Raw genomic sequence first — 13,172 nt, forward strand, 5'->3', positions numbered from 1 at the left:
GATCCGCTCACCAATCAAAATTTTGTTATTCCATAAATACTAAAAATAAATACCGAATCTTTCAGATACAATCGCAATAAATCCGGCACGTGGAGGAGTGTTTTTTTTGGCATTTTTAAATAAACTGTTTCATCTCGATGAATACGGTACTACGGTAAAGACCGAGGCATATGCCGGATTTATCACATTCTTCGCGATGGCGTATATCATCGTCGTAAACCCATCAATTCTCGTTTCCGCAGGAATGCCCTTCGAAGCCGCAATGGCGGCAACAATACTCACCGCATTCACGGGCACTCTTGTAATGGGTATCTATGCCAACCGTCCCTTTGCGATTGCGCCCTTCATGGGTGAGAATGCCTTTATTGCCTTCACGGTCTGCGGCATTATGGGTTATTCGTGGCAGACGGCACTGGGAGCGATATTCTTAAGCGGCATTCTCCTTATGCTGATAACCTTGATGGGCGGCAGAAAAGTCCTCTGCGAATCGATACCGTATAACCTGAAATGCAGTTTCACTGCAGGTATCGGGCTTTTCATAATTCTTATAGGTCTGCTGAATACCGGCATCATACGCATAGAAGGTTCGTTTTCGCCGGTTCACATCGGATATTTCTATGAATCGAATGTCCTGCTCGCCGTCATCGGTCTGCTGATCATACTTGTACTGATGGTGCGCAAAGTCCGTGCGGCAATCTTCATCGGTCTGATAGTTACGACGATTGCGGCATTCCTTCTCGGACTCTCGCCCCTTCCCGAAGCCGTAGTAAGCATGCCTCCCGACATAACGGCGACTTTCATGCAGATGGATGTTGCCGGAGCCCTTACCTTCGGCATGCTCTCCGTTATCTTTTCCATATTCATACTCTCGTTTCTGGATACCATGACAAGTATAATCGGCGTCTCGCGTGAAGGCGGTCTGCTGAACGGGGAAGGCAACCTCGATAATATAGAAAAGCCGTTTCTGGTGGATTCGCTTGCAAATATGGCAGCGCCTGTCTTCGGAACGACAACATGCGGAGTCTTTATCGAATCGGCATCGGGGGTCACATGCGGCGGACGAACGGGTCTTGTTGCCGTATTTATCGCGCTGCTCTTCGGGGCAAGTCTCTTTTTTGCGCCGCTGTTTGCCGCGATTCCTTCGGCGGCGTCCGGAGCGGTCCTGATTGCCGTCGGATTCATCATGTTCAGATCGATTATCGATATCGACTTTAAGGACATGACCGAGTATCTGCCTGCGATCTTCGCCGTAGTCATGATGTCTTTTACTTACAACATAGGAATCGGTATCTGCAGTGCTTTCGTTGTATATCCGATTATGAAGGCGGTTTGCGGCAGAATACACGAAGTGAACCGGAGTACGTGGTTATTCTTCTTCCTGTGTCTGGGATTCTTCATACTCTATCCGTACTGACCGTATAGTATTAAATAACAAAATATTAAATAACAAAATTCTGCAAAAAAGTCCAAAAAAGAGTAATTATTTGTTTTATCCCTTGCCGCTCATGAACAGACTGAGTGAAAGACCCGTTATGAGTGCCACAAGGGCTTCGGATGAGAAGAATTTATCCGTCGTCAGCGTCTCCAGTGGTATTCCGGCCCAGAAATAACCCAGAAGGAATGTCATGGCAAGCCCTATCATGAATGCGACACAGAAATGCCACAGTCCCGTGCGGTAGTTGTGGTATGTCAGTTTTATGAAGACGAAAGCCGCGATCATGAACAGAATGAAGAACACTATTCCCGTATCCACCGTTGCCGCCGCTATCGTCTTCGATGAGAAAACACCGAATTCAGCCACCGCAAGTGAGATAATGACCATTCCTATGGAGTTATCCTTTGTCAGCATTGCCAGTTGCGGCGGCAGATAATTCGGAGCATAATTCGGGGCGTAATTCGGCGGATACTGATATTGCGGAGCGGATGCCTGCTGCGGCTGCTCCGCGCCCGGCGTTGCCGTCTGATAGGGCGGCTGATATGGCGGTTGATATACGGGCATACCCGACGGGCACGCTGCCGCAGACGATGCCGCCGCTGTTTCCGCCTCTTTCTTTGCCTGTTCCTCTTTCCTCTTTCTGTGCGCACCTATTACGCTTGAGAGAGCCACAATGACCGCGATTATGCCGCAGAAGAGACCGAAACCGCCGACTACGATCACATCCGGCGTGAAACCTTCGGTCAGCACTTTGAAGAGGAATTCTTTGACGAAGATATAGAGTGCAAGGACAAATATTGCAAAGATCATGAATTTCTTTATGAACGCAACCAGATACTTCGCCGATTTGATCAAAAGGAAGATCGCACAGTAAAGGACAATAAAGGCTATCAGTATTGCAACGAGATCGCCGTTGACTATCTTATCCGGCATCTCCTGAATGAAGGGACCGATATTCTCGGTCATCGCGGTTACGTTAACCGAAAAATTAGCTAGGCTTTCCAAATCAGACATATTTGTTCAACTCTTTCTTATGCACCCGTGCACTTATTTTGCTCATGCAGTTCATACACTCATGTACTTCATGCACTCTGCAGCTCAATGCACCGACAATGCATATTCACGCCAATGTTCAAATATGAATTAGTATTATTACAGGTATGATAAAAACGTAACTAAAGAGCGCCCTGACCGGGACTTGAACCCGGGTCGAAAGCTCCGGAGGCTCTCAGGATATCCTCTACCCTATCAGGGCACAAAATTAAAAATTTGGATATAAATTTGGATATAAATTAGATTCTGAATTTGTGTATATTTTTGTATGATTTGTTCATCGGCGGAATGCCGATCAATCGCCGGTATAATCGGATATAACCCGATATTATCTGTTATTAATGCGTGATTAATCTTGTCAATCGGCGATTGGATGCCGGGGTGCTGACATCAGCGCTTCTGATTGTAAAGCGCCCAGATTCTGCATGCGCCTTCGTGGCTGACCATACACGGACCCACGGGTTTCCTCGGTGTGCACGCCTTGCCGAAGAGCTTGCAGTCGGTCGGGTCACGGATGCCTCTGAGGACTTTATCGCAGATACATGCCGAGTTCTTCTCGACGTGCTTAATCTCGACGCCGAACTTCTTCAAAGCATCGTATTTCTCATATTTGGGCTTGAGTTTCAGACCGGAATCGGGGATCACGGGGAAGCCTCTCCACTCGACGTCGGTGGGCTCAAAGACCTCGTAGAGCATCTTCATGGCTTTCTGATTGCCCATTCTTTCGACGGCACGCGGGTAGGCGTTTTCCACGTCCGCCCTTCCCTCTTTTGCCTGCTTCACGAGCATATACAGACCGAGAAGAATATCTTCGGGCTCAAATCCGGCAACAACCTGCGGGACCTTGAACTGCTCGTACATCGCGTATCCCGTAACGACGCATACGTGTCCCGGGAGCATAAATCCGTCGAGCTTAGCCTCGCCCTGTTCGAGAAGGAACTTCATCGCCGGCGGCACAAACCTGTGCGAGCACAGTATACTGAAGTTTTCCGGCGGCTCCGTAAGGAGCGTTGCGGCAACCGTGGGTGCGGTGGTCTCGAATCCGACCGAGATAAAGACGACTTCCTTATCGGGAACCTCTTTGGCTATCTCGACGGCTTTATGGACGCCCTGAACAACGCGGACGTCGCCGCCGCAGGTATCCAGACTGCCGTTTGTCCCCGGCACACGCATGAGGTCGCCGTATGTCGCTATAATACAGCCTTTTGCCGCAAGTTCGAGCGCCGCATCGATCTCCCCCTGCGGCGTTATGCATACGGGACAGCCGGGACCCATGACAATCTTGAGTCCTTCGGGCAGAACACTCCTCAGCCCCGAACGTGCAATCGACGCCTCGTGAGTGCCGCAGATGTGCATAAATGTGTAATCGCGGTCAACTATCTCATCGAGTGCTTTTCTTATCTCCATTCCGCCTGCCATTGTATTCCTGTCTCTTTTAGTTATATCTCTTTTAGGTTTTATCAGATTTATGAGTGTTTAAGTTGTTCGATGAATATGTCCCGGAAAGTGCCGACCACCGGTGCCGATCGCCTTTAGACCGCATCGCAACTGCCGGTCTTAAAACTCCACTTCAATCGAGATCGGACAGTGATCCGAGCCGAAGATCTCGGGCATAACCGCCGCCGCTTTCACGTTCTCCTTCATGCTTTCGCTCACGAAGAAATAATCCAGACGCCAGCCGACATTTCTGTCCCTGGCACGGGATTTCATGTCCCACCATGTGTATCTCCCCGGGCTTTCGTCAAACATTCTGAGAGTGTCGTAAAAACCGCTCCCGATAAGGTCGTCTATCCACCGGCGTTCCATCGGCAGAAAACCCGATACATTAGAGTTCTCTTTCGGTCTTGCCAGATCAATCTCTTTATGCGCCGTGTTGACGTCGCCGCAGACGACAACGTTTTTCCCCGCATCCGTGAGAGCTTTGAACTGCTTCAGGCATTCGGCATAAAACCGCATCTTATAATCAAGGCGCTCGGGGGATGCGCCGCCGTTTGGGAAGTAAATATTGAAGAGATAAAAATCGGGATACTCAAGTCTCAGAACGCGCCCTTCGCCGTCGAACTCGCCGATATTGAAGCCTCTCTCAACGGAAAGAGGCTCGGTCTTCGTGAATGTCGCAACGCCGCTGTATCCTTTTCTTTCGGCGGAAGAAAAATACGAGAAATACCCTTTCGGGTGACGTATGACCGAGGTCAACTGATCTTCGTTGGCTTTCGTCTCCTGAACCGAGAGAATATCGGGGGAGGCGGTGCCGATAAAGTCCGAAAATCCTTTCTTGGCGCAGGCGCGGATGCCGTTGACATTCCATGAGATAAGTTTCAGCGAGGTCATTATGATATAATTGACTTCTTTTGATAAATCATTGCGGAAATGACATAAAGGTATACATGACTGTATACATGACGATATAAATGACAGTATACATGAAGGTATACAAAACGATATAAATGGCGGTATTATTCGCTGTCCGCGGGATACTGTTCCTGATACAGCTCTTTAATCCGCTTAAATATGGCGAACATATAGCCCTTCGAGATAATATCGGCGATGTCGCCGGGGAAGAGCCTGTCGATTCTGACATGGACGGTCAGAATCTTTCGGATTGTCTCGACATCCGCCTCTTCCAGCAGTTCCGGGTGACCGAGATGTGTCTCGGCGATACCCGTCCAGTCCTGCCATCTCGTATTTATGAGCCAGTTATTGTAGTAAAGCACCCTTAAAAAATCGTTCAGCGCCTCGCAGGAACCGCTTTTGGCTATCTCCCCGGCGTTTTCCGAGATAATGCTCTTACTCTCAAGAACATCCATGTATTCGAGAGCGGCATCAAAGTTCCCGGCAGTAAGTGCTTCTCCTTCTTTATTCATTGGTCCCTCTTAAGTTGTCGCCCATGATTAAAAGTGTTTATGTCCTTTCAACATTTCTTTTAATCATCACTTTCCATCATTTCTTCAATTCCGTTAATTCTTTTCAATTCCGTTCAATTCTTTTCAATTCCGTTCAAGAATCTTAACGAGCGGAGATTTCTCCTCGAAGAACCCGCCGAGGAATACCGCGAACTCGTCGCTGTGGCATTCGGCGCCGCGGACAATATCGTATTTCTTCATAACCGAGTTCTTGACATGCTTTCCCAGTCCGCATTCGACGAAATCGCGGGACTTAAGAAGCGACATGACGGTCGGATACCTGCGCAGGATCTCGACATAGTATCGGTCGTCTTTGATATACGGTCCCGACATCGTCTTACCCAGATGCTTTGCAATGAATCTCTCCGAGTTTTCGCTCTCACGAACCGGCGGTCCGAGACGTTTTTCGACCGCGGGAAGGCTGTCCGTAAGCATCTCGAAGAGAATTATGCAGTTATCGTCCCCCATAAACGAGCCGCAGCGGTTTATTCCGAAACCGTGCCGTTCGAGAAGTGCGGCGACTGACCCCTCGCTTCTCTTCAGCTGCGGCACTATGACATCGGGAATAATCCCGGGCGTCTTAAAGACAATGCCGTAAAGCGCAGTCCCGCGCTCTTTCAGCCGTGCCGAGAGTTCCTTCTTTGACATCGGCATTCCCGTCCTGCGGACAAAGAACTCCTCAGACGGATTTTTCAGGTAACCGCGTGCAAACTCGCAGAACTCCGACATTCTTGTCTGAGTAAGCGATGCGGCAACATTCCTTCTCGGGTCGGTGGGGTCAATCACGATAAGCGGATCATCGAACTCTTTCGCCTGATGTTTTTCCAAATCGATAACCAACCCCGTATGCCAGTCTTCGGCCGCGGCTTTTATGCACTCGCGGAAACCGCCGTAATAACAGATGAAGATCTCGCAGAGATACCCGGCAAAGCCGCCGGTCATCTGATCCGAGCCGTAAACGCCGCATGCCTTCGAGAACATCTTGAGAAGCCTCACGTCATCGGTCTTGTCCGCTATCCTGCTCTTCATATAGCGGGTGTGAAACGGCGTTCTGTCGACCGCGCTCTTAATCTTTGAGGCATCTTCGACCGCATAGCACGGAACAAGGTCAACGTCGAAGCCGCGGATATCCGCATTTAGATAGGGGTGCTGGGCATACTTTTCGACGTAATCGCCGCCGAACTCCTTGGCAATGGCTTTTGCAAGCGAAAGTCCCTTCTCTTCCAGTTCTTCGGGCGTAAGTTCGGGGGGGAAGAGCATGAAGACATCGAGATCCCTGTCTCCCGATACCCATGTGTCGCGTGCGACCGAGCCCGTAATCATTCCCTTTGCAATGCCGCTTTTGTTAACCGCGTCTGCAAGTTCCCCGCCGAGACCGAGTATCTCCGCTCTCTCGCCGTCGCCGGGGCGTATGGATTCCAGCACTTCCGTCTCGTATTCATTGAACCGTTGCGTCATCTCAGAAGTCAACTCTCATTATGTCGCTGTATATCGGACCTTTCGGGGTCAGCACGCTCTTCTTTAAGGAAAAGCCCGTTATCTCGAACTCGGCAACATCCTCATCGCCGAGCCCCTTCACTATCGGCATGAGGGATGGATGATACTCTTTGATACGCGCGAGCGTAACATGTATCTTAAACTGCCGCTCTTCCTTCGGAATGCCGAGGTCGGCAAGCGACTCCTCAATCATCGCGGCAAGCCGTGCCGATCCGCCGCCGTCGCTTCCGTTTACCCAGACGACACGCGGCGATCTCGGATTATTGAACGATATTCCGGAAAGCCGCATCGTATACGGGCTGTATTTGATTGCGGAGAGGCGTTCCTCAATCTTTTTGAGTTTAACGGCATCGACTTCGCCGATAAACTTCAGGGTAATGTGCGACAAATCGGGATCCACGAGGTTTAACCTCGCATCCGACCGCTTAAGGCTCTCTTCATACGCGGAGAGGCTTTGCTTTACGCTCTCCGGCAGTTCCGCCGCAACAAATACCCTTGTCATCGCTAATAATTGGCGCCGGAACAGAATAAAATCTATCCCGTATTCCATACCGCCTATCATACCGCACATTGCCCCCGCATAATTCATCCGTCATCCGTAAGTCCTGCCTTATATAGTGTCCGTATGTTTATATGCGGTAGTTTATGGGGTCATATGTTCCGAATAAAAACTTATTTTACTATCCAATCTAAATTATCATACAATCACCTTTGGGGGATTTCTTGTGTCTGATAGTCCAAAAATAATTGTATATTCTTTGGAAGTTTGTCCAAACTGTGAAAAACTGAAGAATTTTTTGAAAAGTCATGATGTGGCATACGATGAGCTTGACATGGCATCTCCTGAAAATATGACTGAACTGCGAATGAACAATGTCTTCGTAAGAGAAGCGCCCGTTCTTCAGATAGGGGAGGACGAATTTCTGACATCACGTGATCTTTTCAGCGGCGGTCAGCTGCGCGAAGATGATATCCTTGCACATTGCAAAGGGGACTGATTGATGGTCAGGCAAGATAAACAATCCCGCCAGCAGACCCTTACGGGATATTCCGTCTCGCCGCTCCCTAAAGTCCGAACGTCGCGCGGACTCATACTCGACTGGGACCGGGAGTGGATAGTCAAACAGCTTTTGAGCGAGACAAAACTGGTCGAAGAGTTCTACGGCGGAGAAGCCATCGACATGGAGACCGCCAAAGAGATAGCTCTCACGGTCGAGCAGCGAATATTAAAGCTCGGTCTTAAATTTCTCTCGGGTCCGCTCATTCGCGAGGTTCTCAATATTGTGCTCCTTGAGCGCGATATGCCGCAATACAGGAATGTCTCGACAAGAGTCGGAACGCCGGTATACGATGCGCATCTGATAGATGTCGGCAGAGGATTCGGGGCAAAGGACAATGCGAACCTTCAGGAAAACGCCGAGACTGCGCATAAGAAAAAGGCGGACAAGATAAGCAAGGAGCAGTATCTCCTTCAGATGCCGCCCGAACTTGCGGATTACCACTTATCCGGCGACATGCACATCCACGATCTCGAATATTTCGGAACGCGACCGTTCTGTCAGGACTGGGATCTGCGCTATTTCTTCTATTACGGTCTGATGCCGGACGGCAACGGAACAAAGGCATCCGTGGCGGGACCGGCAAAGCGCCCCGAAGTTGCCATACTTCACGCGGTCAAGGCACTCGGCAGTGCACAGACCAACTTTGCCGGCGGTCAGGGATACTACAATTTCCTGACCTTCCTCGCACCATACTTTGAAGGCGCGGATTACGACTGCATAAAGCAGCATATGCAGATGTTCGTCTATGAGATGACGCAGATGATGGTTGCCCGCGGCGGTCAGGTCGTCTTCTCCTCGGTTCAGCTCTCCCCAGGCGTTCCGAAACTCTGGAAGGACAAACCCTGCGTCTACAAAGGAAAGGTCTGGGACGGAGAACAGGCGCCCGAACGACTTTACGGCGAATTCGAGCGCGAAGTAAGACTTCTTTTCAAGGCGCTGATGGAAGTCATGCTCGAGGGCGATTACTGGGGCAAGCCGTTCAACTTCCCCAAGCCCGAGATAAGCATAGAGCCCGATTTCATGAAAGAGGATGAGGAGTTCAACCGCGAAAATCCCGATCTGCCCACTTATCAGGACTTATACCTCATGACCTTTGAGCTTGCCTCGAAATACGGCACGCCCTATTACGACAATCAGATACCCGAGTATCGCGGCGCAGGCGAAGGCATATCATGCTACCAGTGCTGTGCATACCAGTTCTCCGCCAAAGCGGACAGCGATACCCTCTTTGAGGACAAACTATACTTCCGCGATGGCAAACACTTCTCCATGGGCTCTCTTCAGGTCGTATCAATCAACTGTCCGAGAGCGGCATACAAGGCGGAAGGCGACGATCAGAGGCTCTTTGCCGAACTTAAGAAACTGATGGATGCCGCCGTCGAGGTCTTCAAGATCAAGAAGAGATGGATAGACAACATCAAGTCAAAGGGCAGGATGCCGTTTGCAATGCAGCGCCCGAAGGACCCCAATGACCCCGAACGCTTAAAGCGCGGTTCGATGGCTGTCGACTTCTCGGGTCTTGTCTACACAATCGGCGTTGTCGGCGTAAACGAGATGGTGCAGCACCACACCGGTCATCAGCTCCACGAAGGAAAGGATGCCTACAGGCTTGCCGTCCGCACCATGACCGAGCTTGAGATGTATGCCAGAACACTCTCGCAGAAGCACGGAATCACGATTGCTCTTGCAAGGACGCCTGCGGAGACCACGGGACAGCGTTTCAGTGTCGCCGATTTAATCGATGACAGATTCTCCGAATATGCCAAAAAGGTCGTAAAAGGCGATATGGAGACGGCGATGAAGAAGATAGGCACAACCTTCGATCTGCCCATCTATTACACGAACGGCACTCATGTGACACCCGGCGCCGACGTCTCGCTTACTAAGAGAATGGAGATAGAGCATGTCTTCTTCCCGATTGTCGACGGCGGCAATATCTTCCATATATGGCTAGGAGAAGCGCGCCCCGACCCGCGTGGTCTCATGGATATGGCAATGAACCTCTGCAGGAACACACAGATCGGTTATTTTGCCTTTACACGCGATTTAACCGTTTCTTTGAGGCAGTTCAGGGAATATAACGATGATAAGAAGGCTCACGGCGTCGGCATGTCCATGGTGGACAGAGGAGTGCGTGTCTGATCGTTGTGCGCAATCATGTGCACAATGTAAAATATTTTTAACCGAATTATCGAATTACCCTTTTTTGACCCATTTTTTTGACCCTGTTGCCGTTGTATAAAGACAACGTTATATATGTTAATATAAACAAATCTTAATTATGCAAAAGCAGGATCTCGTCTTCTTCATTGCGGCGATTGCGATTGTGATATTGCTTGCAGTTGTAGTGAAGCCGATAATGAACGGAGAGCCTGTGGCTATTCTCCCGCAATCTTCCGAGACGAGGGATGTGTCGAATATACCCATTCCGTCCGGCGCTCCGTCTGCGCCTTACACTCCGATAATCGCGAGTTCACAGGCCGGATCTTCCGAATCGTCGTCTTCCTCATGGGACGGGGTCGCAAAGAGTGTTCAGTTTGTGGATCCCTCCACGTACAATATCCAATTTGCCTCATCGAAGGATTTCGGTTTCAGGATGCCCGGCGACGAGCAGTACCAGAAGGAAGAGTTTGTTACATACGCAACCATAGACGGTCAGTGGGATGCAACGACTCAGATAATCCGGATTCCGTTCCCGTATTGGGACATGAAGGTCTCAATCGAGTCCATGGGCAAGGTGGGTAATGAGGCCGATGACGATAAAGTAATCCGCAATGTTACCGGTCCCGATCAATTGATGGAAGAGTATCAGAGCGGCAAAATAACCCTAAAAGAGTATCAGGACCGCTATAAGTATTATCTGGAACATAAAGGCAATGAGAACTCGGATTCAGGCGAGACCGAAGGATTCTTCAAGAGCAAGGGCGAAGGTCTTGGTGTCGAGGTTGAAAATCAGCAGTTTATTGTCCCTTCTATCAATATTCAGGTAATGGATGCCGATAAGCCCGATGGCATCGTATATATTCTCAATTCCAGAACCGAGGGTGTTCTGCCCGTAAATCCGCCTGTTGATGATGAGGATAAGGATGAGAAATATAATGATAAACCCGAGGATGTTCTGGTAGGTGAAGAAAAGGATAAGGATAAGGATATTCCGGCTCCGACCCGTAAGAATCTCAATGAATACTACTGGCAGCACAGATTCTACGAGGGTGAGGGTAACTATTACTTCATCATCAATCCGAATATGCTGAAGAGCTATAAGATAGAGATACTGGTCTCAACCAAATTTTTGGACAGCAGTGCGGCGGCAGCGGCGACAACAGCATAAACAAGTTAGCTGAAGGCTGAAGGGCATGCCATAATCACACTATTTTTTCAATAGATTTATTTGTATGTGAAAATTTTCTGTATGCGGAATAGTTTTCGGCATGTACAAAATTCAAAACTGCAGGATACTGAAAAAAGACGGAAAAAATAAAAAAAGGCTGTTTTATGCCGTCTCAATCTTTGCCGCCTTTTCCAGGCCGAGTTCGGCAATAGAGATCTCTCTCATCTCGCCCTTTCTGATCTTACCCGCGACCGTCATGGGGAAGGAGTCGACGAACTTGATGTATCTCGGAATCTTGTACCGTGCGATTTTGCCGCTGCAGAACTCTCTCAGCTCTTCCTCGGTCATGGTCTCCTTATCGCGAAGCTTTACCCAGACCATGAGTTCTTCACCGTATTTCTCGTCGGGAACGCCTATGACGTAAGCATCCTCGATCTTTCTGTTGGTGTGGAAGAACTCCTCGATCTCACGCGGGTAGATATTTTCTCCGCCGCGGATGACCATCTCTTTCAGTCTGCCGACGATCTTGACGTAACCTTCCTCATCCATTATGCCAAGGTCGCCGGTATGGTTCCAGCCGTTCGCGTCTATGGTCTGGCGGGTTGCGCTCGGGTTATTGTAGTAACATTTCATTACGACATAACCGCGTGCGCAGATCTCTCCCGTTTCGCCGCGTTCGACGATTCTCTGCGTGTTCGGATCGATAATCTTCAACTCGACATGCGGGAATGTCCTGCCGACCGTCGTCACCCTTCTCTCAAGGGTATCGTTCGTTGTGGTCATTGTGACCCCCGGCGACGTCTCGGTCTGACCGTAAACGATGACGATATCCTTCATGTGCATCTTCTCGTTTACCTCCTTCATGTACTCGATGGGGCACGGAGAACCTGCCATGATGCCGGTTCTGAGCGTATCGTACTTGTATTTGTGGAAGTTGGGGTGCTTAAGCTCGGCGATGAACATCGTCGGAACGCCGTGAACTGCCGTACACTTCTCGTCGTTTATCGTCTTTAAGACGGCTTCGGCATTGAACGCCGGCGACGGTATAATCATGGTCGAACCGTGCGTGACGCATGCCATATTGGATAAGACCATTCCGAAGCAGTGGTAGAACGGAACGGGGATACATAACCTGTCCTTTGAGGTAAAGCCCATGCCGGAGCCGATTGTGTAACCGTTGTTAAGCACGCTGTGATGCGTCAGCACAACGCCCTTCGGATATCCCGTGGTTCCGGAGGTATACTGAATATTCACGGGGTCGTCGAAGGAGAGCATCTTCTCGCGCTCTTTCAACTCTTCCTTATCGAGGGAATGACCCTTCGCAATGAACTCATCCCACGTGTACATGCCGTTATACGAGATATCGCCCATGAAAACGACGTTTCTCAGGAACGGGAACTTCTCGGAGGATATCCTTCCGGGCTGTGCCTCTATCGCGTCCGGACATGCCTCATAGAACATTCCGACATAGTCGGAGTCCTTGAAGCGTCCCTGAAGAATCAGGGTATGAATCTCGGACTGGCGCAGTGCATATTCAAGTTCGAAGGAACGGTATGCCGGATTGATATTGACCATGATTGCGCCGCATTTCGCGGTCGCAAACTGAACGAGGACCCATTGTGCATAGTTCATTGCCCAAATGGCTACACGGTCTCCCTTTTTGACGTCAAGCGACATAAGGGCAAGTGCGAGTTCATCGACTTTTTCGAGGAATTCACTGTACTTCCACCTTATGCCCTGATCTATCGAGACCAGAGCTTCGTTATCGGGATATTCTCGGGCGATTCTTTCAAGCATCTCTCCGATAGTCTCTCCTATCAGAGGTACGTCCGATAATCCGCTTGCGTAGCTCATCATAGCCATATTCCTACATTTTTGTCGTTTCGGATAAT

General features: G+C 49.7%; 11 protein-coding genes and 1 tRNA gene. 4 read left to right on the forward strand and 8 right to left on the reverse strand.

Annotated features, from left to right (window positions below):
* Positions 1 to 106: 106 nt before the first annotated feature.
* A complete protein-coding gene (locus T502_RS03900) occupies positions 107 to 1,414 on the forward strand; it encodes an NCS2 family permease (RefSeq protein ID WP_052359135.1) in 1,308 nt (435 codons plus the stop codon).
* A 75-nt stretch (positions 1,415 to 1,489) separates the two neighbouring features.
* Here the strand turns inward: T502_RS03900 and T502_RS03905 are convergent, their stop codons facing one another.
* From T502_RS03905 to thpR, 7 genes are all read right to left on the reverse strand, one after another.
* Entirely contained in the window at positions 1,490 to 2,449 is a 960-nt protein-coding gene (locus T502_RS03905; protein ID WP_157197457.1) for a hypothetical protein, read from the reverse strand.
* A 169-nt stretch (positions 2,450 to 2,618) separates the two neighbouring features.
* A tRNA-Arg gene (locus tag T502_RS03910) sits at positions 2,619 to 2,690 on the reverse strand.
* Positions 2,691 to 2,878: 188 nt separating this feature from the next.
* Positions 2,879 to 3,907 (reverse strand): hydrogenase formation protein HypD, encoded by a 1,029-nt coding sequence (gene hypD / locus T502_RS03915; RefSeq protein WP_042705777.1) that lies wholly within the window; start codon positions 3,905 to 3,907, stop codon positions 2,879 to 2,881.
* Positions 3,908 to 4,045: 138 nt separating this feature from the next.
* Positions 4,046 to 4,819, reverse strand: coding sequence for an exodeoxyribonuclease III (gene xth, locus T502_RS03920; protein WP_042705778.1), 774 nt, complete (start codon positions 4,817 to 4,819; stop codon positions 4,046 to 4,048).
* A gap of 125 nt (positions 4,820 to 4,944) precedes the next feature.
* On the reverse strand, positions 4,945 to 5,352 hold the full coding sequence (locus tag T502_RS03925) for a DUF6508 domain-containing protein (RefSeq protein WP_042705779.1): 408 nt from the start codon (positions 5,350 to 5,352) through the stop codon (positions 4,945 to 4,947).
* Between the two features lie 123 nt (positions 5,353 to 5,475).
* Complete coding sequence (gene cca / locus T502_RS03930; protein ID WP_042705780.1) at positions 5,476 to 6,849, reverse strand: CCA tRNA nucleotidyltransferase; 1,374 nt, start codon at positions 6,847 to 6,849, stop codon at positions 5,476 to 5,478.
* A 1-nt stretch (position 6,850) separates the two neighbouring features.
* Positions 6,851 to 7,390, reverse strand: a complete 540-nt coding sequence (gene thpR / locus T502_RS03935; RefSeq protein WP_042705882.1) for an RNA 2',3'-cyclic phosphodiesterase — start codon at positions 7,388 to 7,390, stop codon at positions 6,851 to 6,853.
* 223 nt (positions 7,391 to 7,613) lie between these two features.
* Here thpR and T502_RS03940 point away from each other — a divergent pair, with 223 nt between their 5' ends.
* The 3 genes from T502_RS03940 to T502_RS03950 all read left to right on the forward strand — a co-directional run bounded on the left by T502_RS03940 (position 7,614) and on the right by T502_RS03950 (position 11,280).
* Positions 7,614 to 7,886: a glutaredoxin family protein gene (locus T502_RS03940; RefSeq protein WP_042705781.1), complete on the forward strand. Its 273-nt coding sequence runs from the start codon at positions 7,614 to 7,616 to the stop codon at positions 7,884 to 7,886.
* A gap of 3 nt (positions 7,887 to 7,889) precedes the next feature.
* Positions 7,890 to 10,091: an anaerobic ribonucleoside-triphosphate reductase gene (gene nrdD / locus T502_RS03945; RefSeq protein WP_052359137.1), complete on the forward strand. Its 2,202-nt coding sequence runs from the start codon at positions 7,890 to 7,892 to the stop codon at positions 10,089 to 10,091.
* Positions 10,092 to 10,230: 139 nt separating this feature from the next.
* A complete protein-coding gene (locus tag T502_RS03950; RefSeq protein WP_042705782.1) occupies positions 10,231 to 11,280 on the forward strand; it encodes a hypothetical protein in 1,050 nt (349 codons plus the stop codon).
* Positions 11,281 to 11,442: 162 nt separating this feature from the next.
* Here T502_RS03950 and T502_RS03955 read toward each other — a convergent pair whose 3' ends face one another.
* The gene (locus tag T502_RS03955) at positions 11,443 to 13,143 is read right to left on the reverse strand and encodes an AMP-binding protein (RefSeq protein WP_042705783.1); all 1,701 of its coding nucleotides are present in this window, start codon (positions 13,141 to 13,143) and stop codon (positions 11,443 to 11,445) included.
* Positions 13,144 to 13,172 lie beyond the last annotated feature (29 nt).

Origin of the sequence: Methanomicrobium mobile BP (assembly GCF_000711215.1) — an archaeon.
In the GTDB taxonomy this organism is placed as follows: Archaea; Halobacteriota; Methanomicrobia; order Methanomicrobiales; family Methanomicrobiaceae; genus Methanomicrobium; species Methanomicrobium mobile.

Bases quoted from the DNA above. Each gene is read 5' to 3' on its own strand.
- T502_RS03905 (WP_157197457.1), bottom strand. From the start codon at position 2,449: ATGTCTGATTTGGAAAGCCTAGCTAATTTTTCGGTTAACGTAACCGCG.
- hypD (WP_042705777.1), bottom strand. From the start codon at position 3,907: ATGGCAGGCGGAATGGAGATAAGAAAAGCACTCGATGAGATAGTTGAC.
- xth (WP_042705778.1), bottom strand. From the start codon at position 4,819: ATGACCTCGCTGAAACTTATCTCATGGAATGTCAACGGCATCCGCGCC.
- T502_RS03925 (WP_042705779.1), bottom strand. From the start codon at position 5,352: ATGAATAAAGAAGGAGAAGCACTTACTGCCGGGAACTTTGATGCCGCT.
- cca (WP_042705780.1), bottom strand. From the start codon at position 6,849: ATGACGCAACGGTTCAATGAATACGAGACGGAAGTGCTGGAATCCATA.
- thpR (WP_042705882.1), bottom strand. From the start codon at position 7,390: ATGACAAGGGTATTTGTTGCGGCGGAACTGCCGGAGAGCGTAAAGCAA.
- nrdD (WP_052359137.1), top strand. From the start codon at position 7,890: ATGGTCAGGCAAGATAAACAATCCCGCCAGCAGACCCTTACGGGATAT.
- T502_RS03950 (WP_042705782.1), top strand. From the start codon at position 10,231: ATGCAAAAGCAGGATCTCGTCTTCTTCATTGCGGCGATTGCGATTGTG.
- T502_RS03955 (WP_042705783.1), bottom strand. From the start codon at position 13,143: ATGGCTATGATGAGCTACGCAAGCGGATTATCGGACGTACCTCTGATA.